The organism is Methylobacterium aquaticum, from assembly GCF_016804325.1.
In the GTDB taxonomy this organism is placed as follows: domain Bacteria; phylum Pseudomonadota; class Alphaproteobacteria; order Rhizobiales; family Beijerinckiaceae; genus Methylobacterium; species Methylobacterium aquaticum_C.
On record NZ_CP043627.1, the window covers coordinates 2,357,188 to 2,381,234 of the forward strand.

The following is a 24,047-nucleotide window of genomic DNA, read 5'->3' on the forward strand; positions in this document are numbered from 1 at the left end:
GAGAGAGACGCCAGGGAGGCCCCATGGAGACGCTCCTCGACCGCGCGCACCTCGACCGACAGACCTTCGGCGACGCCGACCTCGCCCGCGAGGTCCTGGGGCTGTTTTCGGAACAATGCGCCCGGCTGACCCCCGGCCTCGCCGATCCGGGCCTGGCACCCGGGACCAGGGCGGACCTCGCCCACACCCTCAAGGGCTCGGCCCTCGGCGTCGGCGCCGCCCGCGTGGCGGCCCTCGCCGACCGGCTGGAGGCGGCCCTGCGGGCCGGCGAGGGGGAGACGGCGCAGGGCCTGGAGCCGGCCTTGGCGCAAGCCGTGCGCGAGACGCTGGCGCTCCTCTAGGGAAAGTCCGCGCCGCCTGCTGCGGCGGCTGCGCCGCGCGACGCACGGCGCGCTTGCATTCCGGGGCGGCAGCCGCCAATCAGACCGCGCCGCGTCGCTTGAGTCCGATTTGCGGCCGCGCTCGAGGCTTGCGGAGTCCCAGATGGTCCAGATCACCTACGTCGATGCCGCCGGCACGCCCCGCACCGTGAAGGGCGAGGTCGGCTCGACCGTGATGGAGACCGCGATCCGCAACAACGTGCCGGGCATCGACGCAGAATGCGGCGGCGCCTGCGCCTGCGCGACCTGCCACGTCTATGTCGGCGAGGACTGGGCGGAAGCCGTCGGCCCGGCCGAGCCGATGGAGCAGGACATGCTCGACTTCGCCTCGGACGTGCGGCCGAGCTCGCGCCTGTCGTGCCAGATCCGCCTCAAGCCCGAGCTCGACGGCCTCACCGTCACCACCCCGGCCCGTCAGGGCTGACGCGCGCGGACGGCCCGTCCCGGTCGCCCCGAACCACCAGGGCGGCCGATCCCGGGTCGTGGCGGCGGGCCGATCCTCGCAGGTCGCGATACCGGGCCGGGACGCCGAAAGTTCTCGCACCAAGAAGCCCGGCGCAAGGGCCTCGTCGCCCTTCATCGAACGCCCGGCCACGGGACCTGTCGCGGCCTCGGCCGGGCCGGGACGTTCGTGCAGGGTGCGGGATACCGGACCCGATGCTGCGGATCACTCCCGCCGCAGCAGCCGGTCGACCAGCAGGTCCGACCACAGGCCGGTGCGGAAGTCGCGCCGGAGCGCGTCGGGATCGTAGACGTGCTCGACCCAGTCGAGGAAGCTCAGGCCCTTCGGCTCGCCCTCGGTGAGGTAGCGCTCGAAGAACGCATCGAGGATGCCGGTCTTGGCGAAGCGGAAATGGCCGAACCTCGCCGAGAGCTGGCGCGCCGCCTCGCGCACCGGCCGGCCCTCGTGCAGGATCAGGTAGAGGGCGGCGGCGAGCCCCGCCCGGTCGGCGCCGGACTTGCAGTGCAGGACCGCCGGGTAGGCGAGGCCGGCGAAGAAGTCCCTGGCGGCCAGCAGCGTCGCCTTGTCGGGCGCCTCGCGCGAGCGCATCACGAACTCGACGAGTTGCAGCCCCTCGCGCTCGCAGGCCTCGCGCTGGAGCTGCCAGGAGCCGTGCTCGCGCCCGCCGCGCAGCGAGATGATCGTCCGCACGCCCTGGCGCCGGAACCAGGCGAGGTCGTGCGGCCCCGGCTGGGCCGAGCGCCACACCATCCCGCGCCCGATCCGGTGCCGGTTGAGATAGGCCAGCCGGAACACGCCGTGATCGACGAGCAGCATGTTGGCCCAGGCGCGCAGGCGTCCGCCGGGGCCGGCGATCGGCTGCTCCCAGCGGGCGATGCGGGCCATGCGGCGGGCGTAGCGGGTCTCGGGCGGGAGGAAGCGGTTGAGCACGAAGGGGCAGGCGCCTGGCTTTAAGGGAAAATCAGCGATTCGCCGGAGCGGGCAGCACGCCGCTCTAGCAGCCGCGTGACCCGGCCGCAACGACGCCGCCGCCGATGAGCCGGCGCACAAGCCTGGCATTGCGCTTGCGATGTCCCCCCCGCATCGTAGGGACGCGATCCATCGGCTAACAATCGAGGGGGAAGGCCGTGAGCACTCAGGTCGTCAGCATGCGTCGGGCCCGGGACCAGGATGCCGGGATGCTGTCGGAGATCTTCGACGCCGCCTGGCGCGAGGCCTACCAGGGCATCATCCCGGGTGTCGCCCTCGACCGGATGCTGGCCCGGCGCGGTCCGCGCTGGTGGCGCTCCACCATCGGCCGCAACCGGCCGCTGGTGGTGCTGGAGCTGGGCGAGAGTGTCATCGGCTACGTCTCCTACGGCCGCTGCCGCGACCGCTCCCTCAAGGCCGAGGGCGAGATCGACGAGATCTACCTCGCGCCGACCTACCAGGGCCTCGGCTACGGCACCCGGCTGTTCCGGGCGGTGCGCAACGACCTCGCCGACCGGGAGGTGCGCCGGATCGCCGTGTGGTCGCTGACCGAGAACGACCGGGCGCGGGACTTCTACGAGCGGATGGGCGGACGCGTGGTGGCCGAATCCTGCGACCGCATCGCCGGGGCCGAGCTGCACAAGGTCGCCTACCTGTTCGGCTGAACGGGGCGGGGGCGGCCCGCCGCTTCGCCGCCCTGCCTCCGGTTTCATCGCCCGCGGGCGTCATTTGCACAATCGGCGTTCATCCGCAGCAATCGACCCGGCGCGGCCGGTTCTCACGCCCGATGCGGCCGCGGCGGAACTTGTCCTCGACTGTCACCGCCGCCGTTGCGTCCCGGCGCTTGTGCGGGCGCCCGCGGCCCTCTAAGGACCGCGCCATTCAGGGGCGCATCCGCCCTTGCAGGGAGTCTGCTCATGCGCCTCGATGCCATCTCCATCGGCAAGAACCCGCCCGAAGACGTCAACGTCGTCATCGAGGTTCCGGTCGGCGGCGAGCCGATCAAGTACGAGATGGACAAGGATGCCGGGACGCTGATCGTCGACCGGTTCCTCTACACCGCGATGCATTATCCGGGGAATTACGGCTTCATTCCCCACACCCTGTCGGGCGACGGCGATCCGTGCGACGTGCTGGTCGCCAACACCCGGGCGATCGTGCCCGGCGCCGTGATGAGCGTGCGCCCGGTCGGCGTGCTGGTGATGGAGGACAATGCCGGCGAGGACGAGAAGATCATCGCCGTCCCGTCGCGCAACCTGACCAAGCGCTACGACCGCGTCGAGAACTACACCGACCTGCCCGACATCACGATCCACCAGATCCAGCACTTCTTCGAGCACTACAAGGATCTCGAGCCGGGCAAGTGGGTGAAGATCGTGCGCTGGGGCGACAAGGCCGAGGCGCAGCGCCTGATCCTCGAAGGCATCGAGCGCGCCAAGAAGGCGAAGTAAGTCGGCAAGCGCCGTCAGACGGACGAGGCCCACGGCCACGCCCGCACGGAACCCGGGCTTGCCCGGGTTCCACATCTACGGACCCCAAATCGGACAAGCTCGACTTGGGATGGGGGGAGGGTGCCCCGCTGCGCGTGCGAAGCAGTCGTGCCGGGGCGGGAGAGGGGAACCACGCGTCCGGGTGAGGCGGACCCTCTCTGAAGGCGCCCTCCGGATCAGCGCCGCGCTGCCTCTCTCTCCCGGCTCCTGCCGACGGCGGGGCCGGGCTTCCCGGCAGAGCTAGCGCATTCATACATTTCGGGTCTGAGCGATGTCCCCAATGAAGGTAGCGCACCTCCCCTCCCCCTTGTGGGGAGGGGTAAGGGGGTGGGGGTGGTGCCGGATAGGGCTTAGCGGTGCCTCCTGCACCACCCCCACCCCTAACCCCTCCCCACAAGGGGGGAGGGTAAGTGCCTTTACTTACAATGGGTTAGCTCTCAGAGGAGAAGTGTGAATCCGCTAGCCCGGCAGAAGGGGGAGGGCTCCATGCGCACGACCCGCGCGGGATCCCATCCCCGGTCGAAGCGCTCCCTCAGACGACCTGCGTCTGCACCGCCGCACCCGTCCGCGGCTTCTTCACGGCATCGTTGTAGGGCGCATTGTAGGCCCGGCGCACCGAAGCCCAGTAGGCCTCGCGCTCCTGGGCCGGGAGGCGGCCGAGCGCGGCATTGAGCGCGGCCTCGCCGGCGGCTTCCAGCCCGCGCAGCTGGTCCGGGGTGACGTCGTGAACGGTGGTCATGGTGAAGGGGGTCCCGAGCCCGGTTGGGTTCGAGCCGCACCATGCCACAAGCGCGGCGGTTCCGCACGCTTCCGCTTGCCGCAACCCTGCCGCGCCCTGGCCCCTATCCCCGGTGTTTCGAGACTTCGTCAGCGCGCGCCGCCGCGGCCGGACAGGGCCGGGTTGCGGTCGGCGGCCCGGGCGGCGCTCGGCGGCAGGCCGTCGGCCGCCCGCGAGCCGTTCCGGGCGGGGAGGGGGACCGTACCGGGCGTCACGCCCTCGTGCCGCTCCTTGCCCCAGCCGTAGCCTGCATTCACCCCGGCATAGAAGCCGGTGAAGTCCTCCGCCGCAGCCGGGCCGGCGCCCACGGCCGTCAGGGCTAGGCCCGGCAGGATAGCCCACAAACGGAAAGGAGCGGTGGCCAGGGGCCACCGCTCCGTCCGCGTCGATCGATTGCTCGGGCGACGATGCACCGTGGATCAGTCGACGCTGATGCTCTGAGCCTCGCGGCCCTTCATGCCTTCGACCACGCCCATGGTGACAGGCTGGCCCTCGGCGAGGGACTCGAGGCCGGCGCGAGCGAGCGCCGAGCGGTGGATGAAGACATCCTTTCCGCCGTCATTCACCGAAACGAAGCCGAAGCCCTTGGCGGGATCGTACCACTTCACGGTGCCGCTCATCTCGGTCGAGGGACCGGAGGCGAAGCGGCCACCGCCGCCGCCAGCGCCACGCTCGGGACGGTCGCCGTAGCCGCCGCCACCGAAGCCGCCGGCACGCGGCGGACGGGGATCGCGACGGACCGGCGCCTCGGCGGTGCTGGTGTCCACGCTGGTGATGTTGGTCACCTGCGGGCCCTTCTGGCCCTGCGCGGTCTGGACGCTCAGGCGGGTGCCCGGCATCAGATCGGCGTGGCCAGCCGCCTCGACGGCGCGGATGTGGAGGAAGGCATCGCCCGAACCGTCGCCGAGTTCGACGAAGCCGAAGCCCTTCTCCTTGTTGAACCACTTGACCGTCGCATCACGCTCCGGCCCGGAAGGGGCAGCGTTACGCGGGCCACCGCGATCGAAGCCACCGCCGCCGCCGCCGAAGCCGCCGCCGCCGTAACCACCGCCGCCGCCACCACCGTAGCCGCCGCCACCGCCACCATAGCCACCGCCGTAGCTGCTGCCCTGCGGCGCCTGATCAGGCCACCGCGGCTCGCCACCACCCTCGTCGAAGCCGCGACGGCGCGGCTCCCGGAAATCACGACCACGTCCCATTAGAAGCTCGCCAAAACGTAAAAACCGCCGACCACCCTTGTACCCCGGTGCGCTCTGTGCCTGACAGCCGACGCCTCGAGATCGTTCCATTCCCGGCTGCGGTGACCAAGATGACCGCCACACTCCTGACGCAACTCAGACCGTACCGCAAGGCGGATCTGCGACGCGTGGCGATGACAGGGGTTACTTTCTCACGTCGCGACGCGGATTGACAGCCCGATTCGCCATCTTTTCCCCGTGTCCATCATGCACCAGTGTGGCGTATGAGCACGGGGTCTCGCGTGCCCCGAGAGCGGCCCCGACGCCACGAGGCGCAGGCTGCGCGGGACCCCGCCCGCCCGGCGACGCGTTGCCCGCCCGTACCCGTCCTGCCGTTCCAACGCCCAATATCCGAGGTCCCGATGCCGGCCCACACCTATCGCCCGTCGCGCCGTCACGCCGATCTCGGCCCCGATTTCTACGACGTCGTCGCGCCCGCCCGCTTCCCGGCCCACATCGTGCGCCACCGCAACCAGCCCTGGGCCGAGCGGGTGGGCTTGGGCGGCCTCACCGAGGCGGAGTGGATCGGGCATTTCGGCCGCTTCGAGCCGCTGCCGGGCAGCTTTCCCGCGCCGATGGCCCTGCGCTACCACGGCCATCAGTTCCGCAGCTACAACCCGGAACTCGGCGACGGGCGCGGCTTCCTGTTCGCGCAGGCGCACGACATAGCGGATGGGCGCCTGCTCGATCTCGGCACCAAGGGCAGCGGCCAGACGCCGTGGTCGCGGACCGCCGACGGCCGTCTGACGCTCAAGGGCGGGGTGCGCGAGGTGCTGGCCACCACGATGCTCGAGGCGCTCGGCGTCGAAACCTCGAAGTCGTTCAGCCTGATCGAGACCGGGGAGGCGCTGAGCCGCGGCGACGAGCCGTCGCCGACCCGCTCCTCGGTGCTGGTGCGGCTCAGCCACTCGCATGTCCGCATCGGCACCTTCCAGCGCTTCCGCGCCTACAACGACACCGACAACCTGCTCCGCCTCCTCGACCACACGGTCCGCACCTACCTGCCCGATGCCTGGCGAGACGATCCGGCCGACCGCGCCGCCGCCTTCCTCACGGAGGTCTGCCGCCGCGTCGCCCGGATGGGCGCGCAGTGGATGGCGGCGGGCTTCGTCCACGGCGTGCTCAACACCGACAACATCAACGTGACCGGCGAGAGCTTCGATTACGGCCCGTGGCGCTTCGCCCCGGTCAACGACCCGGCCTTCACCGCCGCCTATTTCGACGAATACGGCCTCTACGCCTTCGGGCGCCAGCCCGAGGCCTTGGGCTGGAACCTCGCGCGTCTGGCCGAATGCCTGCTGCCGCTCTCCGACGAGGCGCGGCTCGGCGCGGCCATGGACGTCTACGGGCCCGGCCTCCAGGAGGCCTTCGCGCAGGCGATCCTGCGCCGCCTCGGCCTCGCGGTCCCGGCCGACGAACCGGCGATGCACGGGCTCGTCGGCGCGTTCTGGGCCTTCCTCCAGACCAGCCGGGCCCCGTTCGAGCAGGCCTTCTTCGACTGGTACGGGGGCATCGCCAGCGAGGACCGGGCCGCCCGCAGCCCGGCCGCCGCACATTATAATGGCGAGAGCTTCGCGCGGGTGCGCCAGGCCCTCGGCGCCCTGTCGCCCGATCCGGCGGCGCGCCTCGACCACCCGTATTTCGCCAGGGCCACCCCCTGCACGATGCTGATCGACGAGGTCGAGGCCCTGTGGGCGCCGATCGCCGCCGGTGACGACTGGTCGGCCTATCACGCCAAGCTCGCGGCGATCGGTGAGATGGCCGAGGCCTACGGCACCGTCCCGGCCGGCCCGTGAGGCCGGGGCGCCGGGGCGCCGCGCGCATCCGGACCGCTCAAGCCGACGCCGCGGAACAGGTGCCGGCCGAGGGGGTCCATGCGGTAGCCGGTCACCTCGCGCCGGGCGACCACGAACACCGCCGAATGGGCGATCGGCACCCAGGGCACCTCGCGGGCGAAGATGCCTTGCGCCTGACGGTAGAGCGCGGCCCGGGCCTCCTGGTCGGGCAGGCGCCGGGCCCGGGTCACCAGGGTGTCGAAGGCGGGGTCGCACCAGCGGGCGACGTTGCTGCCGCCGGGCCGGGCCGGCACGCAGCCGAGCAGCACGCCGAGGAAGTTGTCCGGGTCGCCGTTGTCGGCGGTCCAGCCGAACAGGGCCATCGCCGGCACGCCGGCCAGCATCTTGGCCCGGTAGGCGCTCCATTCGTCGGTGAGGAGCCGCAGCCGGATGCCGATGCGGGCGAGGTCGGCCTGGATCAGGTCGGCCACGCGCCGGCCGTTGGGATTGTAGGCCCGGCTCACCGGCGGGTACCAGAGCTCCGCCTCGAAGCCCGCGGGAAACCCCGCCTCGGCGAGCAGCTTCTGCGCTGCCACCCGGTCGAGGGGCGGGTCCCGGAGCGTCGGATCGTGGCCCCAGAGGTTCGGCGGCAGGGGCGAGCGGGCCGCCGTGCCGCCGGGGCCGTAGATCCCCTCGACGATCGCCGCCTTGTCGATCGCCATCGCGACGGCGCGGCGCACCCGCAGGTCGTCGAAGGGAGGCTTCGTCACGTTGAGGGCGAGGTAGCCGATATTCAGCTCCTCCTCGCGCATCAGGGTCAGCGCCGGATCGGCCCGGATCGCGTCGAGGTCGGCCGGATTCGGGAACGGCATCAGGTGGCACTCGCCGGCCCGGACCTTGGCGAGCCGCACCGCCGCGTTGGGGGTGATCGAGAAGACCAGGCTGTCGATCGGCGGGCGCCCGCCCCAGTGATCCGGAAAGGCGCGGTAGCGCAGGGCGACGTCGGGCTGGAACGCCACGAAGCTGAACGGCCCGGTGCCGATCGGCTCGCGGTCGAGGCGCTCCGGCTCGCCGGCCACCATGAGCCTTCCGGCGTATTCCGCCGACTGGATCGCCCCGAGCGCCATGGCGATGTTGGGCAGGAAGGTGGCGTCGGCCTCCCGCAGCCGCACGCGCACCGTGCGGGCATCCAGGGCCGCGACCGCCTCGATCAGGTCGGGCAGGCCGAGGTCGCGGAAGTATGCGTACTGGCCGCCCGAGACCCGGTGATACGGATGGTCCGGCTTCCACTGCCGAGTGATCGAGAACACCACGTCCTCGGCGGCGAGCGGCCGGGTCGGGGTGAACCGGGCATTGCGGTGGAAGGCGACGTTCGCGCGGAGCGTGAAGGTGTAGTCGCGCCCGTCCGGCGAGATCGTCCAGGATTCGGCGAGGCTCGGGCGGATCGTGGTGGTGCCGGGCTCGAACGCCACCAGGGTGTCGAAGACCGGCCAGGCCGCATCCATCCCGGTCGTCGTGGTGACGAGTTGCGGGTTGAGCGATTCGGGATTGCCCTCGGAGCAGAAGACCAGGGTCCGGGCGGCGGCCGGCGACGCGGCGAGCCACAGGGCGGCGACGAGGGCCGAGACGGTGGAGAGCCACGCGCCTGCGGCCCGGCGCCGTGTTCCGACCGGTCGGTTCCGAGCGGGCATCGATCCTCGCTTCCATCGGCGGCGCCCGGCCGTGCCGGGCGTCGGTCCAGACAAGGGGTAGGCGGAACCGTCGTTCATTGCGCCGCCACGCGGCTCTCGGCCACCGCCCGCACGGGTGCGGCCGGCGCGAGCCGGGCCGGGAACTCGACCCGCACCAGGGTGCCGCCGCCCTCGCGGCTCTCCACCGCGATGCGGCCCTGGAGCTGCCCGGTGACCAGGTTGTAGACGATGTGCATGCCTAGGCCCGAGCTGCCGCGATGGCGGGCGGTGGTGAAGAACGGGTCGAAGATGCGCTCCCGGTCGGCGGCCGCGATGCCGCGCCCGTCGTCGCGCACCTCGAGGCGCACCCATCCGGCCTCGTGGAAGACCGCGACCACGATGCGCCCCGGCACCCCGTCGGCGAAGGCATGCACCACCGCGTTCTTGACCAGGTTGGTGATGACCTGGGCGAGCGCGCCGGGATGGGTGTCGACCTCGATCTCGTCGCCGGCCTCGAGGTCGAGGCGGTGCCCGCCCCGGCGCAGCAGCGGCCCGAGGCTGCGCAGCAGCTCGCCCAGCCAGTCGCGCAGGGCGAAGCGGCGGTGCTCGTCGCTGACCCGGTCGACCGCGACCTGCTTGAAGCTGTGGACGAGATCCGCCGCCCGGCCGAGATTGGCGGTGAGCAGGTGCGAGCCCTCCTGCATCCGGCCGACGAAGTGGGAGAGGCGCGAGCGCGAGAGCTGGCCGGTCTTCGCGACCTCGCCGAAATCGCGCGCCTCGTCGCGCAACAGGGTCGCGGTGGTGAGCGCGATGCCCAGCGGCGTGTTGATCTCGTGTGCCACCCCGGCGACGAGCTGGCCCAGCGAGGCGAGCTTCTCCGCCTGGATCAGGTCGGACTGGGTCTGGCGCAGTTCGGCCAGCGTCCGGTCCGCCTCTTCCTTGGCCCGCCGGAGCGCCCGCTCGCGCCGGCCGATCTCGTCGACGAACATCGCGGTGGCCCGGGCCATGTCGCCGAGCTCGTCGCGGCGGCGCCCGACCGCGGCCCCGACGTCGCGCCGGGTCGGATCGGCGGCGAGCGCCAGCATGCTGCGCTGGAGATGGCGCAGGGGTGCGGTGATCGAGGCCGCCGCCGCGAGGCCCACCGTCGAGCCGATCACCAGGCCGGCCCCGGCGCCGACCAGCAGCAGGCGCAGCAGGAAGGTGCCGAGGCGGTCGGCATCGTCGATGAAGACCTCGTTAAGGCTGCGGGCGGTCTCGCCGATCACCGCGGCGAGGCCGTCCATCGCGGCGATGCCCTCGTTCTGCCGGCGCAGGCCCTCGACCGTGGTGCCCAGGCGCTCGCGCCAGCCGTCGATGGCCTCGATCATCTCGCCCTGGATCAGCGGCGAGATCGGCAGAGCCGCGGCGGTCTCGGACAGGGTCCTGCCGTCCTCCAGCATCGCGGCCGCCGCCGGGACGTCGCGCCGGCGCAGGGCCTCGGCGGTGCGCTGGCCGAGCTTGAGGGTCTCGAGCGCGATGTTCTGGGTCGCCTGCTCGGTCTCGTTGGCCTGGACCGCGTAGGAGAGGAGCTGCGTGACCTCCTCGTGCAGGGCGCGCTGGGCCGAGCCATCGATCTTGAGGACCCGCTCGCACCACTCGTCGAGGACGTTGACCGGGGACGGCAGCGGTGCGCGGTCCGCGACCGTGCCGCCCGCCGCGAAGGGATGGGGCTCCTCGGATCCGCGCCAGGCCTCGTAGGCGGCGGCGAGAATCAGGAGTTCCTCGGCCTCGCGCTCGCGCCCGTCGCCCTTCAGCGCCGCGGCGAGGTCGCGGGCGGCGTTGCGGACCTGGACCATCGACGAAGGCGGGCCGACGGACGGAGAGGGGCCCGGCACGGCGCCGGGGCCCCGCACCTTCAGGGCCTCGATCTCCGATTCCGCCACCAGGGCGCGCAGCTCGTTGACGGCGCCGACCACGTCGCGGACCTGGCGCAGGGTCCGGGCCTTGCCGGTGAGGGAGACGACGAGGTCGGTGTTGGCGGCGCGCTGGCGGTCGCGGGCCTGGTCGGCGAGGCTCACCAGGGCGTCGGCCCGGGCGGCCATCTCGGCGATCAGCCCGTCATTCTCCCGGGTGATCCGCACCAGGGCCTGCATCTGCTCGATCGAATCCTTGAGCGCCGCGCGGGCGGCCTCGATGCGGGCCGCCTGGTCCGGGGTGCGGGCGAAGCGGCGCAGCTCGTCGAGGGAGCCGGCGGATTCCGCCGTCAGGCGGGCGAAGCGCTCGGCATGGTCGGTGCGCTCGGCTGGCCGGGCGGCCAGGAACTCGTCGCGCACCGTCGTCGACAGGGTCAGGGTCCGGTAGATCGCGCCGGCCAGCACCGCACCGTCGCGAGCCTTCTCGGCCTGGGCGAGCAGGAGCCAGCCCGCGAGCGCGATCAGCGCCGCGATGGCGATCGGCAGACCGCCGACCAGGAAGATCTTGTGGCCGACCCGCATCGTGGTCCCGTATCGCCGCGGGTGCCGACTATGCATTATTTCTCAAGGTCTGCCAGCGCGGGGGGAGAACCGGCGCCTCGGCCCGGTATCGGCAGCCGCGGGACCGTCCGGCCCTGCGCGGACGGGACCGGGCCCGGACGGCGTTTCGTCGCCCGCGCCGCGACGGCCGGCCGCGTCGGCGAGACCTGATCCGGCGGAGCCGCGAGGGCCACTCGGGGAGGACCACTCGGGGGAGGGGCGCCGGCGGGCCGCCGGTGCCGCCTGCGGGCCCGCCACCGAGCAGGGCGCGCAGGGCCTCCCGCTCCGCGGGGTCGCCCTCCAGGAGGGCATCCAGGAGATCGGCGCTGAAATGCGGCATGATCGTCTCGCGGTCCGCGGCCTCGTCGCATCGTCCGCGCGTCAGCCGACCGAGACCCGGCCCGGCATCCGGACCGGCGCGGCGGGGCGCCGCTCCTCGATCATCCGCACCGGCCGGCGCGGCTCGGCCCCCTCCGGCTGCAGGCAGGAACCGGGACGGTAGGGCCAGGCCGCCTGGGTGCAGGCGGGATCGGCGGGCGCCGCCGAGGCCGGGGTCGCCGGGGAGACGACCAAGGGGCTTTCCGAGGGAGCGAGGACGGGCGCCTCGGCCGGAATCTCCCGACGCGCCTCCCCGGCCGGGAGGGGGGCCGTCGTCCTCGTCGCCTCGACGAGGCCGGCCGTCAGCATCGCACTCATCAGAACCACTCGCGCCACGATCATCTTCGCCTCCGCGCCGCCCGTTGTCTCCGGGATCTTGCGGGGGGCGGTATAGGCGCGGCGCATGTCCGCGATTTTGCGTCGGAGCGCCGATTCGCGGCAGTCGAGACGCATCGTGTTTCGTCCGTCCCGGTGGACGAAACATTCGGCGATGCGGCGCGCACACGAAACCCCCCCACTCCGACAGGAGAGGGGGGACGAAACCTTCAGAAGGCGGGGCGATCCCGTGCGAGACCTGGGCTCGCCCGCCCGGATCACTCGGCGGCAGTCTGCTCGGCGGTGAAGTGGCCGCACCAATCCTGGCCGGCGACGACCGGCCACAGGCCGTGACCCTGCGGCTCCGGCTGGCTCACCGGGGGGTTGTAGCGGCACAGGCCCTGGTCGCCCGTGGCGGCGGCACCGTTGAGCTTGTGGTCGTCGAAATAGCGGCAGCTGTTGCAGGCCGCGCCCTGGATGGTCGCCATCGTGGTCTCTCCCGTCTGCGGGCCGTCGCCCGGCCCCATCTCCCTTTAATTAGAACAACTCGAAACTGGCGGCAAGAGGGCGTCGCCGGGCAAGCGCGACGGGACCGCGGTGGGCGGGCATCACGGCACCGGGGCAGGCTTCGGCGGCGCCCGCTCCGGACGAGACAGGCCGCCGAACGATGAACCTGGACGCCATGATGCCGGGGCCTCTCTCCCGGGCGGGGCCCGAGGGCCAGGGAGGTCCGGGCCGCCCGACGGGGACCGGGACCGGCGGACCTGATCTCGGGCCGCGACCGGCCCGGCGCACGACGTCGCGATCCGGACCGACGCGGCGTCCGGTCGGCATGACGTGGCAGTCGCCCGTACGCCCGGGCCGCCGGCCGCGGCCCATCCTCTGTGGAAGAGCGCCCGCACCCGTTTCGGGGAATCCCGACCGACGCGAAGAGCCCGCCGTGCCGGGCAAGGGCGGGATGCGATGCATCCGACCGCCCCAGCGGCGCCGAACGGGCAAGCCCGGATCGCATCAGCATAGCATCGTCTGCCACCGATCTTTATGCCAACAGAAACTCGTTAGAAACGTTTTCTATTGATGATCGCGATTTTTATTGAGAAAAATGTCTTGCTCTAACAAAATATTATATTCGTTCAAGATCGCATTCTGATCTGAGTTTCTGTTTTGTTAGCGCATGCCGCTGACTCAGGCTTCCGTTTGTTGTCCGCCTGTAAGTGCTTGAGTATTTTGTTAGATCAAAAGATTAAACTGAGAGGTGACGCAGTCACAATGTGGTGATTCTGCCACAATCCCCCGTCAAGGAGATCGAAGGCGCCTGTTAGATCTTGGATGAGATTGATCAACTCGACGTCATGAAAGATTGTTCCCTCGCACCGAATGAAGTCGGGTGCGGTTCGGCCAAGCCGGTGCGGCGGCCGAATCTTCGGGGGAATAAGAGGGACATGGTCTCGAGGCCGAAGAGGTCTTCGGAACAGAGTCGTTCACCCCTTTCGGGTCCGAAATCTTGGAGGTCTCCATGAAGCTCGTTAAGAGCCTTCTGCTCGGTTCGGCCGCTGGCCTGACCATCGTTTCCGGCGCTCAGGCCGCCGATCTGCCGATCAAGAAGGCTGCTCCGGTCGAGTACGTCCGCGTCTGCTCGACGCACGGCGCCGGCTTCTTCTACATCCCGGGCACCGATACCTGCCTGCGCGTCTCCGGCCGCGCCCGGTTCCAGGCCACCTACCTGCAGGCTTACAGCCGCGCCGGCGACCTGACCGGCTACCAGGGCCTCGGCCGCCTGAACCTCGACGCCCGCACGTCGACCGCCTACGGCACCCTGCGCGCCTTCGTGCGTATGGACCTGTCCTACGGCACCGGTCCGTTCCTCGCCTCCGGTACCGCGCGTCTGGCCGGCACCGGCTTCCCGGCCCTCGGCGTCGACACCTTCGGTCGCGTCACCAACGGCGTGAACCTGGACAAGGCGTTCATCCAGTTCGCCGGCTTCACCGCCGGTCGCGCGGCCTCGTTCTTCGACTTCTACGCCCACGACCTCGAGTTCGTCGCCTCGTCGCTCGGCTCCGACATCTCCTCGACCAACCTGCTCGCCTACACGGCGACCTTCGGTCAGGGCTTCTCGGCGACCCTGTCGATGGAAGACCCGCTGCTGCGCAAGACCCCGATCTACGGCAGCGCCAGCGGCGGCTCGACCTTCACGGGCTTCCAGGTGTTCCAGCCGGGCGCCGGCAACTTCACGCCGGTCATCGGCACCAACGCCTTCGGCCAACCGATCATCGCCGACTACGACGTCATCCAGCGCAACCGCCTGCCCGACTTCGTCGGCGCGCTGCGCTACGACGCCGCCTGGGGTTCGGCTCAGATCTCGGCCGCCGTGCATGAGATCAACGCCGGCAATGCGTCGGGCACCATTCGCAGCATCGCCGGCGTCTCGACCGTCGGCGCCGTCGCTCCCCGTCCGACCACCGAGTACGGCTGGGCGGTTCAGGGCGGCGTGAAGGTCAACATGCCGTTCGTCTCCCCGGGCGACCTGCTGTACCTGCAGGGCTCCTACGGCGAGGGCGCCATCCGCTACACCGGCTACAACTCCTGGCTCGGCGGCTACACCAACTTCGCGACGCTCGCCAGCGGCACGACGTTCGGCACCTCGCTCGTCGACGCGGTGGTCGACCCGATCAGCGGCAAGATGGACCTGTCCAAGTCCTGGACCGTCACCGCGGCCTACCTGCACTACTGGACCCCCGAGTGGCGTTCGGCCGTGTTCGGCAGCTACGGCGAGATGTCCTACGGCAAGACCAGCCGCGCCGATCTCGGCATCGTGAACACGCTCGCCGGCTTCTCCACCGGCCCGCTGCCGAGCCCGTTCGCGGCCGGCTTCGGCTTCACGAACCAGCTGCGCGACACCAACCAGATCGTTGCGGGCGCCAGCCTGATCTGGTCGCCGGTGCGTGACCTCGACATCGGTATCGAGGGCAACTACGCCCGCCTCGCCCTGCAGAGCGGCCGGGTCATCGACCAGAACAAGGCTCCGGGCTTCGGCGGCCAGAACGTCGTGGGTGTCGTGAACGGCCAGCCGGTCGTCGCCGGCGGCGGCGTCCTGCCGACCACCAACGCCACGGACACGTTCCAGATCCGCATGCGCGTCCAGCGCGACTTCTAAGACCATCAAAGTCGAACGATCGGGGGTCCCGGCGCAAGCCGGGGCCCCTTTTTCGTGCCTGCAGCACAAAAACAAGAAAAAAGGCGCACTCGGGGAGTGCGCCTTGCAGGTGCCCTGGGTCTCGAAACTCAGGATGTCTTGTCGTACCAGCATCCGAAGTCGATTTCAACTGTCAGACCTCGAATCGGTACCATCGTCGAAATAAAAATTTGCGGCGTGCAGGTTCGGCAAAAGCAGACGCGGCGCAGCGGCATCACGGCACGCCGGCCTCCGGGCGACGGGGGCATCGCCGCCGATCCGGGACCGCGCCGGCTGCCGTCAGGCGCGCTGCTCCTTCAGGCGGCGGACGCATCGGCTGTAATATTGCGGCCAGCGCGGCCCCTGCGCCGCCTTGTCGGCCGGGGTCAGGGCGCGCCACTCGGCGCCGCATTTGCGCTGGCGCTCGCGCGCGGCGAGGCCGCGCGGGCCGGGGTCCCGGCGCGGCGCGAGTTCGGGGGCCGGTGCGGCGCCCTGGCCGAACGAGGCAGCGGGCGCGGCGACCAGCAGGGCCACCAGGACGGCGCGGAGGAGGGGAGACGACATGAGGCGGGCTCGCGGGAAGAAAGCCGCCGGGATCGGCCGGCTCGGCCGCGAGACTGCCACAGGCTGACGTAGGGGCAAGGGGCACGAGCCGGGTGCCGGGAACGGAGATCCGGCCGGACGAGGCCTCCGGGCAGGCTCGCCCCCGCGACACCGGTGCACGACCGGCACGAGATCGTCGGTTGAGACAACCTTCACCCTGTACAGGGCAGGCCCGGCCCTGTTTACCTGCCGGGGAAGCCCGATGCGCGACGGACGCGACCCGTCCCCGCCGTGCGAGAAGGACCAGCCGCATGTCGGCCGTGACGACGACGCCGATCGACCTCTATTACTGGACGACGCCGAACGGCTGGAAAGCCTCGATCATGCTCGAGGAATGCGGGCTGGCGTACCGCATGGTGCCGATCAACATCGGCAAGGGCGCGCAAACCGCTCCCGATTTCCTGGCCGTGTCGCCGCACGGCAAGATCCCGGTCATCGTCGATCCGGATGGGCCCGGGGGCGAACCGATCACGGTGTTCGAATCGAACGCCATCCTGCAATATCTCGGCCGCAAGACCGGGCTGTTCTACCCCGGCGAGGAGCGGGCCCGGATCGCGGTCGACATCTGGCTGTTCTGGCAGGCGGCGAATTTCGGGCCGACCCTGGGCCAGACCCACCATTTCCGCATCTACGCCTCGGAGAAGATTCCGTACGCGGTCGAGCGGTTCACAGCCGCGACGACGAAACTCTACGCCACGCTCGACGCCCAGCTCGGGCGCCACGCCCACGTCGCCGGCGACGACTACACCATCGCCGACATCGCGATCCTGCCCTGGGCCAAGATGTGGGAGCGCCAGGGCCAGGACATCGCCGCGTTCCCGAACGTCGCCGCCTGGCTCGAACGGATGAAGGCCCGCCCGGGCGTGCAGCGCGGCTTCCGGCTCAAGCCGGACCCGGAGGAGGCTCCGGGCTCGCGCGGGTGAGGCTCAGTTCGCAGCGGGCTTGGCCGCGGCAGGCTTCGCCTTCGCGGGCGCCGGTGCGGCATGGGCCGAGACCGGCGTGACCTGCGCGAACTCGTCCGGGGCCTTGGTCCAGGTCTGCGAGCCGCACAGGATCTTCAGCATGCAGCCCGAGATCGCGAGTTCGCTGGCGCTCTCGCGGCTGATCGAGACGTCGTAGACCTTGCCCTCCTCGGCATTGTAGATCTGCCCCTTGAAAGCACCCTCCTCGGGCTTCAGCCCGTCCATCAGGGTGAGGCCGATCACCGGGCGGCTGCGCTTCTTCGGGTCGGGATTCTTGATGTCGGTGCGCGGCTGGCCCTGGTCGTTCAGCGGCGTCTTCAGCCACACCACCTTGCCGCAGGCATGGGCGGCGCCGGGGCCGCATTTCTCGATCTTGATCTTGGCCCGGCCGTCCTCGGTGAGCCAGGTCCCGGAGGGATCGCCGGCCGCCGAAGCGGCGGTGACGCCGGCCGAGAGCAGGGAGGCGGCGGCGAAGGTCGGGATCAGGATCGAACGCATGCAGGAAGCTCCTGGCTGTCCGCGTCACGCAAAGCCCATGCAGGGAAGCGGGCGGCGGAAGAGGCGAGGGACGCCGCCGCGGCCGGACCGGGCAGCGTGGCCGAAAGGTCACGTTGAAGACAGAAAGCCCAATCTTTGGGGCGATTTTTCGACCGCGTTGCGGCAAAGCCGCAGCCATGATCGCGCCGGCGGGGGGGCCGCCCGTCCTTTGCGTGCTTGAGGGGCGCCAAGCCCACGGCTATAAGCCCGGCGCCGGACGTCCGCTCATGGACCCGGCGCGCGGGCGCTCGCGCCCGGTGCTGCCGGACCTGCAAGGCTTCATCCTGACGGGTCCGGTCCCGCGCGGCACCCCACCGCCCACGCCACCGCTTTTCTTCGAACGGACGTCCCCATGGCCACCGAGCGCACCTTCTCCATCCTGAAGCCCGACGCCACCGCCCGCAACCTCACCGGCGCGGTCAACGCCGTGATCGAGGAGGCCGGCCTGCGCATCGTCGCCCAGCGCCGCATCCGCATGTCGGACGCCCAGGCCAAGAAGTTCTACGAGGTCCATGCCGAGCGTCCGTTCTACGGCGAGCTCGTCGAGTTCATGACCTCGGGCCCGGTCGTGGTCCAGGTGCTCGAGGGCGAAAACGCCGTCGCGAAGTACCGTGAGGTGATGGGTGCCACCAACCCGGCCCAGGCCGCCGAGGGCACCATCCGCCAGAAGTTCGCGAAGTCGGTCGGCGAGAACACCGTCCACGGCTCCGACAGCCTCGAGAACGCCGGCATCGAGATCAAGCAGTTCTTCGACGACAAGGACATCGTCGGCTGACGGTTTCCCCGATGGGAAATCGCCGATAGGGTGAGGGCCCCCGCCGCGAGGCGGGGGCCTTTTTTGTTCGAGGGAGAGCGAGCGGTGACGGCGCAGCCACGGATCGAGCGGACGACCTCCACCTGCCCGCACGACTGCCCGTCGGTCTGCGCCCTCGAGGTCGAGGTGATCGACGGCGCCACGATCGGCCGGGTGCGCGGCAACCCGCGCCACAGCTACACGGCGGGCGTCGTCTGCGCCAAGGTCGCCCGCTACGCCGAGCGCATCCACCATCCCGACCGGCTGACCCGGCCGCTCATCCGCACCGGGCCCAAAGGTTCGGGCGAGTTCGCCGCCATCGGCTGGGACGAGGCCCTCAACCGGGTCGCGGAGGAATTCCGCAAGGCCGAGGCCGCGCACGGGCCGCAAGCCGTCTGGCCGTATTATTACGCCGGCACGATGGGGCTGGTGATGCGCGACGGCATCAACCGCCTGCGCCACGCCAAGGGCTATTCCGGCCAGTTCTCGACCATCTGCACCACGCTCGCCTGGTCGGGCTACATCGCCGGCACCGGCCGCCTCGCCGGGGTCGATCCGCGCGAGATCGCCGAGAGCGACTGCGTGGTGATCTGGGGCACCAACCCGGTGCATACCCAGGTCAACCTGATGACCCACGTCCAGGCCGCCCGCAAGAATCGCGGTGCCAAGGTCGTCGTCGTCGACATCTACGACAACCCGACCATGAAGCAGGCCGACCTCGCCCTGCTGCTGCGGCCGGGGACCGACGGGGCGCTCGCCTGCGCGGTGATGCACGTGCTGTTTCGCGATGGGCTGGCCGATCGCGACTACATGGCACGCTACACCGATTGCCCGGAGGAGCTGGAAGCGCATCTCGAGGCCCGCGACCCCACCTGGGCCGCCGCGATCACCGGCCTCTCGGTCGAGGAGATCGAGCGTTTCGCCCATCTCGTGGGGAGGACGAAGAACACCTTCTTCCGCCTCGGCTACGGCTTCGCCCGCAGCCGCAACGGTGCCGCCAACATGCACGCGGCGCTCTGCATCCCGGCGGTGACCGGGGCCTGGCAGCATCGCGGCGGCGGCGCCTTCCACTCGAACAGCGGGGTGTTCGGCCTCGACAAGCGGCTGATCGAGGGGCTGGACGCGGCCCGGCCCGGCACCCGGATGCTCGACCAGTCGCAGATCGGCCGGGTCCTCACCGGCGATCCGGAGGCGTTGCGCCACGGCCCGCCGGTGACCGCGATGCTGATCCAGAACACCAACCCGGTGTCGGTCGCCCCCGAGCAGGACCTGGTGAAGCAGGGCTTTGCCCGCGAGGACCTGTTCGTCTGCGTCCACGAGCAGTTCATGACCGAGACCGCCCGCATGGCCGACCTCGTCCTGCCCGCCACGATGTTCCTGGAGCACGACGACCTCTATACCGGCGGCGGCCAGCAGCACATCCAGCTCGGCCTCAAGCGCATCGAGCCGCCCGAGCTGTGCCGCTCGAATCACGAGGTGATCGTCGCTCTGGCCGAGCGGCTGGGCGCCGAGCATCCGGGGTTCTCGATGACCCCGCGCGAGCTGATCGACGCGACGCTCAAGGCCTCGCGCCGCGGCAGCCTGGCGGAGATGGAGGGCGACGGCTTCCTCGACATCCAGCCCGCCTTCGAGCGCGCCCACTTCCTCGACGGCTTCGCCTATCCCGACCGGCGCTTCCGCTTCCGGCCCGACTGGAGCAAGGTGGCGGTGGCGCAGGACGGGCCGCGCGGACCGGCGATGCCGCCGCTGCCCGATCATTGGGAAGCGCCGCTGATGAACGCGACGGAGGCGCATCCCTTCCGCCTCGCCACCAGCCCGGCGCGCAACTTCCTCAATTCGAGCTTCACCGAGACCCCGACCTCGCTCGCCAAGGAACGCCATCCGACGGTGATGATCCACCCGGAGGATGCCGCCCCGCTCGGGATCGGCGAGGGGGCGTGGGTGCGCTTGTCGAACGCCCTCGGTGCCGTCACCTTGCGGGCGACTTTGTTCCCGGGCCTGCGCCGCGGGGTGCTGATCGCCGAATCGATCTGGCCCAACGATGCCTATCCCGACGGGCGCGGCATCAACACCCTGACGGGCGCCGACGCGGCCGCCCCGTTCGGGGGTGCGGCCTTCCACGACAACCGGGTCGCCATCGCGGCCCTGCCGCACGAATGCGGCCTTTAATCGCCGCGGTGTGGCCCGCCCGCCCTTGTGCGGGCGGGGAGTTTCGGCGTCCAACGGTCGAGCTTGACGACAAGCAGCCCAACGGACCTCTTTGCCATGCGTCTCCGCACCCTCCTCGCCGCCGGCCTCCTCACGTTCGGTGCCACCGCGGCCTTCGCCGGCGCGTCCTCGTCGCAGTTCGAGGCCTACCAGCCCGATCCGGCCCTGCGCACCGCGCCGACCTCGGAACTCGAGGCGCGGGTGCGCCGCTCCTGCGCGGTGGTCCAGGCCCGGATGCAGAACGCCGCCGAGACCAGCTTCGAGCGCCCCTGCGGCTGCTACGCGAAGACCACCCTGCGCGCCCTCGACGCCTCCGAGATCGCGGCCTACCGCACCACCGGCTACTTCAACGATTCGGCCCGCGCCAAGGCGCTGAATGCCATCGACAGCTGCAAGCTGCCGCGGCCGATCTGAGCGTTGTGACACAGCAGGCCTGACGCTCGTCTCGCTCCCACCCGCGACCTCATCATGAGGTGTCAGTCGATTGACAATCGACTGGCCTCGAAGGAGGGCTCCAGGGACCACCGGGACTTCTGGAGCCCTCCTTCGAGGTCAGTCCATCGTTGATGGACTGACACCTCAGAGCCTGTTTGAGCAGCGTGATTTGGCGAAAACTGAGAAAGATCAGGATATATCCTACCCTTCCACCTCATCCTGAGGTGTTGGCGATCAGAGATCGCACGCGATCGCAGATCGACTGACCTCGAAGGAGGGCTCCAGAAGCCTCCGCGATCCCTGGAGCCCTCCTTCGAGGCTCACTTCGTTCGCACCTCAGGATGAGGTTAGAGGGTAGGATGATTCTGTCTGCCTCAAATGTTGGGTAGAAATCCTGCTTAAACAGGCTTTCAGGATGATGTCGCGGGTGGGAGCCGATGAACTTCGGACATCTGCTCTCGACCATCCGGGATCGTCCTACAACCGCGCCCGCGCGCTCCGCGGCGTCGACAGCAGCAGATGCGTCTCCGAGGTGGTCACGCCGGGCACCAGGCGCACCCGCCGCAGCAAGTCGTCCAGTTCCGGCAGGCTGCCGGCGGACAGTTCCGCGACGATGTCCCAGGCACCGACCGTCGTGTGGACCGAGGTGATCTCGGCAAAGCCCTTGAGGGCGTCGATCACGTCGCCGGCCCTGCGCCCCTCGACCGCGATCAGGGTGATCGCCCGCACCGCCGCCGGCTGGCTGTCGGCCCGCAAGACCACCGTATAGCCGATGATCTCGCCGTCGCGCTCGAGCCGGTCGAGCCGCGCCCGCACGGTGGCGCGCGACACCTTCAGGAGCGCGGCGAGGTCCGAGACCGGGCGCCGGCAATCGTGCCGCAGCAGGGTGATCAGGTTCCGGTCGAGGTCATCCATTTCGACACTCTGCGCATCGCCGCCTGCCAGATTGCGCATTCGGCCTGAGAAATCGACCAGGTTCCCGTATTCGGAGTGACACGCCCGCTCGCTACCCTGGTGCCGATCGACGCGATCGGTGCCGATCGACGCGATCGAAAGCGATCGAGGGGAGCGTGTGCGTGGTCGACGGACATCCTGAACGATGCGTCCTGGTCGGCGCGCCGGTGCAATCGGGCACCGACCGCCTCGGCTGCGACATGGGGCCGAGCGCCTACCGGGCGGCGGGCCTGGCCGGCGCGATCCGCGACCTCGGCATCCCGGTCGAGGATGCGGGCACCGTCGTGCCCGTGCCCTTCGCGAGCTCCGCCCATCCCAACCGGGCGATCCACCACCTCGCCGAGACGGCGGGCTGGACGCGGGCGCTCACCGCGGCCGCCTACGCGCACAGCGCCGAGGCGCGGCCGATCTTCCTCGGCGGCGACCACAGCCTCTCGGCCGGCACCGTGGCGGGCATGGGATTGCGCGCCAGGGACGAGGGGCGGCCGCTCTTCGTGCTCTGGCTCGACGCCCATGCCGACCTCCACACCCTCGACAGCACGGTGAGCGGCAACCTGCACGGCGTGCCGCTGGCCTACCTCACCGGACGGCCGGGCTTCGAGGGGTATTTCCCGCCCCTCCATGCCGCCCTCGATCCGTCGCGCATCTGCATGATCGGCCTGCGCAGCGTCGATCCGGCGGAGCGCGCGATCCTGCGCGACAGCGGCACGCGGGTGCACGACATGCGCGACATCGACGAGACCGGCATCGTCGCGCCGTTGCGCGACTTCCTGCGCGCCGTGGCGGGCGCCGACGGCCTGCTCCATGTCAGCCTCGACGTCGATTTCCTCGATCCTGGGATCGCGCCGGGCGTCGGCACCACGGTGCCGGGCGGGGCCACCTTCCGGGAGGCCCACCTGATCATGGAGCTGCTGCACGATTCCGGGCTGGTGCGCAGCCTCGACCTCGTCGAGCTGAACCCCTTCCTCGACGATCGCGGCCGCACCGCCCTGCTGATGACGGACCTCGCCGCCAGCCTGTTCGGCCGCCGCATCCTCGACCGGCCGACGCGGAGCTTCTAGAGAGCTTCACGATCGCGTTGCAATTGCGAAGCTCTCCAGGTCTTTGGTTTTGCTGCAAAACCCTGTCGCAAGACCGGCCACCACCTTTGCGGGATTTACTGCGATGCCAGCCCTCAACATCGTCCCCTTCGTCAGCGTCGACAACATGATGCGCCTCGTCCACGCGGTCGGGATCGAGGCGATGCTGGTCCGCCTCGCCGACGCCATCGCGGAGGATTTTTCGCGGTGGGACGCCTTCCAGAAGACGCCCCGGATCGCCGCCCACAGTTCCGATGGCGTCATCGAGCTGATGCCGACCAGCGACGGCCAGACCTACGGCTTCAAGTACGTCAACGGCCATCCGAAGAACGCCGCCGGCGGGCGCCAGACCGTCACCGCCTTCGGCGTTCTGGCCGATGTCGGCAACGGCTATCCGGTGCTCGTCACCGAGATGACCCTGCTGACGGCCCTGCGCACCGCCGCCACCTCGGCGCTCGCCGCGCGCGTCCTCGCACGCCCCGGGTCACGCACCATGGCGCTGATCGGCAACGGCGCCCAGGCCGAGTTCCAGGCCCTGGCCTTCCGGGCGCTCCTCGGGGTCGATCGCCTGCGCCTCCACGACATCGACGCGGCGGCGACCGCCAAATGCCTGCGCAACCTCTCGGCATTCGGCTTCGACCTCACGGCCTGCACCAGCGCCGAGGAGGCGGTCCGCGGCGCCGACATCGTCACCACGGCGACGGCGGACAAGCGCAACGCCGTGATCCTCGGCGACAACCTGGTCGGGGAGGGGATGCACGTCAACGCCGTCGGCGGCGACTGCCCGGGCAAGACCGAGCTGGCGCCGGAGGTGCTGGCCCGCGCCGCCCTGTTCGTCGAATACGAGCCGCAGACCCGCATCGAGGGCGAGATCCAGCAACTGGCGCCGGACCATCCGGTCACCGAAGTGTGGCGGGTCTTCGCCGGGCTGGCGCCCGGGCGGACGGATGCGCGCCAGGTCACGGTGTTCGACTCGGTCGGCTTCGCAATCGAGGATTTTTCGGCCCTGCGCACCGTCCGCGATCTCCTGGCCGAGCACCCTCATTACGACGACCTCGACCTCCTCGCCGATCCGGACGACCCGCGCGACCTGTTCGGCATGCTGATGCGGGCGGCCCCGCCGCGCCGCGCCGCCTGAGCAGAAGGCCGGGCTGCGGTGCAAATCGGAGGAGTCCGCTGGTCTACGGCCGCGTCCCCCTGGACTTGCCCTCTATTGCCCGCGGAGCACACCACGCAGTGCCGCTCGCGCACGCCGTCCGGGTTCGACAATCGCCGCCGTGATGATCTCCGGTTCCCCCGGCACACGGGGAGTGATGGGGCGGGGCACAATTATCTTTCGGGGCGGCTTTTCTCAGG

General features: G+C 70.5%; 23 protein-coding genes. 12 read left to right on the forward strand and 11 right to left on the reverse strand.

Annotation, left to right across the window (positions count from 1 at the left end; genetic code table 11):
- Positions 1–23: 23 nt before the first annotated feature.
- Positions 24–341: an Hpt domain-containing protein gene (locus tag F1D61_RS10540; protein ID WP_203157794.1), complete on the forward strand. Its 318-nt coding sequence runs from the start codon at positions 24–26 to the stop codon at positions 339–341.
- 142 nt (positions 342–483) lie between these two features.
- Positions 484–804, forward strand: coding sequence for a 2Fe-2S iron-sulfur cluster-binding protein (locus tag F1D61_RS10545; protein ID WP_093566727.1), 321 nt, complete (start codon positions 484–486; stop codon positions 802–804).
- Between the two features lie 243 nt (positions 805–1,047).
- Here F1D61_RS10545 and F1D61_RS10550 read toward each other — a convergent pair whose 3' ends face one another.
- The gene (locus tag F1D61_RS10550) at positions 1,048–1,773 is read right to left on the reverse strand and encodes a fused DSP-PTPase phosphatase/NAD kinase-like protein (RefSeq protein ID WP_203157795.1); all 726 of its coding nucleotides are present in this window, start codon (positions 1,771–1,773) and stop codon (positions 1,048–1,050) included.
- Between the two features lie 197 nt (positions 1,774–1,970).
- Between F1D61_RS10550 and F1D61_RS10555 the strand changes: the two genes are divergently transcribed.
- Together F1D61_RS10555 and ppa are read left to right on the forward strand one after the other, a co-directional pair.
- Entirely contained in the window at positions 1,971–2,477 is a 507-nt protein-coding gene (locus F1D61_RS10555) for a GNAT family N-acetyltransferase (protein ID WP_203157796.1), read from the forward strand.
- Positions 2,478–2,729: 252 nt separating this feature from the next.
- Complete coding sequence (gene ppa / locus F1D61_RS10560; protein ID WP_048428447.1) at positions 2,730–3,263, forward strand: inorganic diphosphatase; 534 nt, start codon at positions 2,730–2,732, stop codon at positions 3,261–3,263.
- A gap of 571 nt (positions 3,264–3,834) precedes the next feature.
- On the opposite strand, the gene F1D61_RS10565 is transcribed toward ppa, so the two are convergent.
- The 3 genes from F1D61_RS10565 to F1D61_RS10575 form a co-directional block, all read right to left on the reverse strand.
- The gene (locus F1D61_RS10565; RefSeq protein ID WP_203157797.1) at positions 3,835–4,041 is read right to left on the reverse strand and encodes a hypothetical protein; all 207 of its coding nucleotides are present in this window, start codon (positions 4,039–4,041) and stop codon (positions 3,835–3,837) included.
- A gap of 128 nt (positions 4,042–4,169) precedes the next feature.
- The gene (locus tag F1D61_RS10570) at positions 4,170–4,388 is read right to left on the reverse strand and encodes a hypothetical protein (protein ID WP_246775818.1); all 219 of its coding nucleotides are present in this window, start codon (positions 4,386–4,388) and stop codon (positions 4,170–4,172) included.
- Positions 4,389–4,499: 111 nt separating this feature from the next.
- Positions 4,500–5,279 (reverse strand): cold-shock protein, encoded by a 780-nt coding sequence (locus F1D61_RS10575; RefSeq protein WP_203157799.1) that lies wholly within the window; start codon positions 5,277–5,279, stop codon positions 4,500–4,502.
- A gap of 401 nt (positions 5,280–5,680) precedes the next feature.
- Here F1D61_RS10575 and F1D61_RS10580 point away from each other — a divergent pair, with 401 nt between their 5' ends.
- On the forward strand, positions 5,681–7,114 hold the full coding sequence (locus tag F1D61_RS10580; protein WP_203157800.1) for a protein adenylyltransferase SelO: 1,434 nt from the start codon (positions 5,681–5,683) through the stop codon (positions 7,112–7,114).
- On the opposite strand, the gene F1D61_RS10585 is transcribed toward F1D61_RS10580, so the two are convergent.
- The 4 genes from F1D61_RS10585 to F1D61_RS10600 all read right to left on the reverse strand — a co-directional run bounded on the left by F1D61_RS10585 (position 7,087) and on the right by F1D61_RS10600 (position 12,436).
- Complete coding sequence (locus tag F1D61_RS10585; RefSeq protein ID WP_203157801.1) at positions 7,087–8,784, reverse strand: ABC transporter substrate-binding protein; 1,698 nt, start codon at positions 8,782–8,784, stop codon at positions 7,087–7,089. The two genes, F1D61_RS10580 and F1D61_RS10585, sit on opposite strands and share 28 nt — an antisense overlap.
- A gap of 74 nt (positions 8,785–8,858) precedes the next feature.
- A complete protein-coding gene (locus F1D61_RS10590) occupies positions 8,859–11,237 on the reverse strand; it encodes a sensor histidine kinase (protein WP_203157802.1) in 2,379 nt (792 codons plus the stop codon).
- Between the two features lie 399 nt (positions 11,238–11,636).
- Complete coding sequence (locus F1D61_RS10595) at positions 11,637–12,038, reverse strand: hypothetical protein (protein ID WP_246775819.1); 402 nt, start codon at positions 12,036–12,038, stop codon at positions 11,637–11,639.
- Between the two features lie 188 nt (positions 12,039–12,226).
- Positions 12,227–12,436, reverse strand: a complete 210-nt coding sequence (locus F1D61_RS10600) for a hypothetical protein (RefSeq protein WP_203157803.1) — start codon at positions 12,434–12,436, stop codon at positions 12,227–12,229.
- Between the two features lie 1,028 nt (positions 12,437–13,464).
- On the opposite strand from F1D61_RS10600, the gene F1D61_RS10605 reads away from it, so the two are divergent.
- Positions 13,465–15,102 carry a porin gene (locus tag F1D61_RS10605; RefSeq protein ID WP_203157804.1) on the forward strand — a complete coding sequence of 546 codons (1,638 nt, stop codon included), beginning with the start codon at positions 13,465–13,467 and terminating at the stop codon, positions 15,100–15,102.
- Between the two features lie 318 nt (positions 15,103–15,420).
- On the opposite strand, the gene F1D61_RS10610 is transcribed toward F1D61_RS10605, so the two are convergent.
- A complete protein-coding gene (locus F1D61_RS10610; protein WP_203157805.1) occupies positions 15,421–15,684 on the reverse strand; it encodes a hypothetical protein in 264 nt (87 codons plus the stop codon).
- A gap of 290 nt (positions 15,685–15,974) precedes the next feature.
- On the opposite strand from F1D61_RS10610, the gene F1D61_RS10615 reads away from it, so the two are divergent.
- Positions 15,975–16,646, forward strand: a complete 672-nt coding sequence (locus F1D61_RS10615) for a glutathione S-transferase N-terminal domain-containing protein (RefSeq protein WP_203157806.1) — start codon at positions 15,975–15,977, stop codon at positions 16,644–16,646.
- A 3-nt stretch (positions 16,647–16,649) separates the two neighbouring features.
- Here the strand turns inward: F1D61_RS10615 and F1D61_RS10620 are convergent, their stop codons facing one another.
- Positions 16,650–17,183 (reverse strand): DUF2147 domain-containing protein, encoded by a 534-nt coding sequence (locus F1D61_RS10620; protein WP_203157807.1) that lies wholly within the window; start codon positions 17,181–17,183, stop codon positions 16,650–16,652.
- Positions 17,184–17,574: 391 nt separating this feature from the next.
- On the opposite strand from F1D61_RS10620, the gene ndk reads away from it, so the two are divergent.
- From ndk to F1D61_RS10635, 3 genes are all read left to right on the forward strand, one after another.
- On the forward strand, positions 17,575–17,997 hold the full coding sequence (ndk, locus tag F1D61_RS10625; RefSeq protein ID WP_048429253.1) for a nucleoside-diphosphate kinase: 423 nt from the start codon (positions 17,575–17,577) through the stop codon (positions 17,995–17,997).
- A gap of 84 nt (positions 17,998–18,081) precedes the next feature.
- Entirely contained in the window at positions 18,082–20,184 is a 2,103-nt protein-coding gene (locus F1D61_RS10630; protein ID WP_203157808.1) for a molybdopterin-dependent oxidoreductase, read from the forward strand.
- 96 nt (positions 20,185–20,280) lie between these two features.
- Complete coding sequence (locus F1D61_RS10635) at positions 20,281–20,637, forward strand: hypothetical protein (RefSeq protein WP_203157809.1); 357 nt, start codon at positions 20,281–20,283, stop codon at positions 20,635–20,637.
- A gap of 498 nt (positions 20,638–21,135) precedes the next feature.
- Here the strand turns inward: F1D61_RS10635 and F1D61_RS10640 are convergent, their stop codons facing one another.
- Positions 21,136–21,573, reverse strand: a complete 438-nt coding sequence (locus tag F1D61_RS10640) for an Lrp/AsnC family transcriptional regulator (RefSeq protein ID WP_203157810.1) — start codon at positions 21,571–21,573, stop codon at positions 21,136–21,138.
- Positions 21,574–21,734: 161 nt separating this feature from the next.
- On the opposite strand from F1D61_RS10640, the gene rocF reads away from it, so the two are divergent.
- Positions 21,735–22,673, forward strand: coding sequence for an arginase (gene rocF, locus F1D61_RS10645; protein WP_203157811.1), 939 nt, complete (start codon positions 21,735–21,737; stop codon positions 22,671–22,673).
- Between the two features lie 103 nt (positions 22,674–22,776).
- Complete coding sequence (locus tag F1D61_RS10650) at positions 22,777–23,829, forward strand: ornithine cyclodeaminase (RefSeq protein ID WP_203157812.1); 1,053 nt, start codon at positions 22,777–22,779, stop codon at positions 23,827–23,829.
- Positions 23,830–24,047: the final 218 nt, after the last annotated feature.

Coding starts and splice junctions, on each gene's coding strand:
- F1D61_RS10650 (WP_203157812.1), top strand. CDS start 22,777: ATGCCAGCCCTCAACATCGTCCCCTTCGTCAGCGTCGACAACATGATG.
- F1D61_RS10575 (WP_203157799.1), bottom strand. CDS start 5,279: ATGGGACGTGGTCGTGATTTCCGGGAGCCGCGCCGTCGCGGCTTCGAC.
- F1D61_RS10640 (WP_203157810.1), bottom strand. CDS start 21,573: ATGGATGACCTCGACCGGAACCTGATCACCCTGCTGCGGCACGATTGC.
- ndk (WP_048429253.1), top strand. CDS start 17,575: ATGGCCACCGAGCGCACCTTCTCCATCCTGAAGCCCGACGCCACCGCC.
- F1D61_RS10635 (WP_203157809.1), top strand. CDS start 20,281: ATGCGTCTCCGCACCCTCCTCGCCGCCGGCCTCCTCACGTTCGGTGCC.
- ppa (WP_048428447.1), top strand. CDS start 2,730: ATGCGCCTCGATGCCATCTCCATCGGCAAGAACCCGCCCGAAGACGTC.
- F1D61_RS10595 (WP_246775819.1), bottom strand. CDS start 12,038: ATGCGCCGCGCCTATACCGCCCCCCGCAAGATCCCGGAGACAACGGGC.
- F1D61_RS10565 (WP_203157797.1), bottom strand. CDS start 4,041: ATGACCACCGTTCACGACGTCACCCCGGACCAGCTGCGCGGGCTGGAA.
- F1D61_RS10620 (WP_203157807.1), bottom strand. CDS start 17,183: ATGCGTTCGATCCTGATCCCGACCTTCGCCGCCGCCTCCCTGCTCTCG.
- F1D61_RS10545 (WP_093566727.1), top strand. CDS start 484: ATGGTCCAGATCACCTACGTCGATGCCGCCGGCACGCCCCGCACCGTG.
- F1D61_RS10615 (WP_203157806.1), top strand. CDS start 15,975: ATGTCGGCCGTGACGACGACGCCGATCGACCTCTATTACTGGACGACG.
- F1D61_RS10590 (WP_203157802.1), bottom strand. CDS start 11,237: ATGCGGGTCGGCCACAAGATCTTCCTGGTCGGCGGTCTGCCGATCGCC.
- F1D61_RS10605 (WP_203157804.1), top strand. CDS start 13,465: ATGAAGCTCGTTAAGAGCCTTCTGCTCGGTTCGGCCGCTGGCCTGACC.
- F1D61_RS10580 (WP_203157800.1), top strand. CDS start 5,681: ATGCCGGCCCACACCTATCGCCCGTCGCGCCGTCACGCCGATCTCGGC.
- F1D61_RS10585 (WP_203157801.1), bottom strand. CDS start 8,784: ATGCCCGCTCGGAACCGACCGGTCGGAACACGGCGCCGGGCCGCAGGC.
- F1D61_RS10540 (WP_203157794.1), top strand. CDS start 24: ATGGAGACGCTCCTCGACCGCGCGCACCTCGACCGACAGACCTTCGGC.
- F1D61_RS10600 (WP_203157803.1), bottom strand. CDS start 12,436: ATGGCGACCATCCAGGGCGCGGCCTGCAACAGCTGCCGCTATTTCGAC.
- F1D61_RS10610 (WP_203157805.1), bottom strand. CDS start 15,684: ATGTCGTCTCCCCTCCTCCGCGCCGTCCTGGTGGCCCTGCTGGTCGCC.